The organism is Alistipes sp. ZOR0009 (genome assembly GCF_000798815.1).
GTDB lineage: Bacteria > Bacteroidota > Bacteroidia > Bacteroidales > ZOR0009 > Acetobacteroides.
Genome location: NZ_JTLD01000082.1, coordinates 1 through 644, shown reverse-complemented (window position 1 = coordinate 644; position 644 = coordinate 1). Strand labels below are relative to the sequence as shown.

1 protein-coding gene is annotated in these 644 nt (G+C 43.0%); it reads left to right on the top strand.

What is annotated here, in order from left to right; translation table 11 throughout:
- A partial coding sequence (locus L990_RS20445) for a hypothetical protein (RefSeq protein ID WP_231562296.1) occupies nt 1-199 on the top strand: 199 nt, incomplete at its 5' end.
- Between the last annotated feature and the right edge of the window lie 445 nt (nt 200-644).

Genomic DNA, 644 nt, shown 5'->3' with positions numbered 1-644 from the left:
GCAGCCCTTTTTTTCGCTCATGCAAGGCATTCTTTCGCTCAAACAAGCACTACTGTCGCTTATTTTAGGCACAGCGTCTCATATTTTAGGCGCAGCGTTCGAAATTTCGGGCATAGTGCTGCATATTTTGGCCATAGTGTCGCTCATTTTTGCCATTCTAGCCCTAAAAATAGGCTCACATTCCTTAATTCAAGCCTAAATATGTTAATGAACCAAAAACTTTTTGGCTTGTAGCCCTTTCTTTTTGTCTTGTAGAGGCTTATTTTTGAGCTGTAAGTACTGGTATTCTGTATATTAATGCTTTTGTCGTTGTGTTAAATGGCGCTTAGCTCCATTTTTGGGTGGGTACACCGCTACCATTTTAGCTACCGCTTGGCAGCTGGTTGTCACCTCCTGTTTTGTTTAGTTTAGTTAACAGTAATGCCTTTTTGAAAAAAGCTGCTTGCTGCTCTTTTTTGAGAGAGGAAGGAGATGCTGGGTTGTGTCTTCGTCCTTGCTAAGCACCAGCCACCTGCCCGCCATCCAAAAGTAGCAAAAAAGCAAAGCGCAGCTGTGGCTGACTGCGACAGCATTTAGCTGATTTCTTCCCGCTACTTTTTTGGCGCAAAAAAGTAGCACAAAAAACAGGGCGAAAATTAACTCGC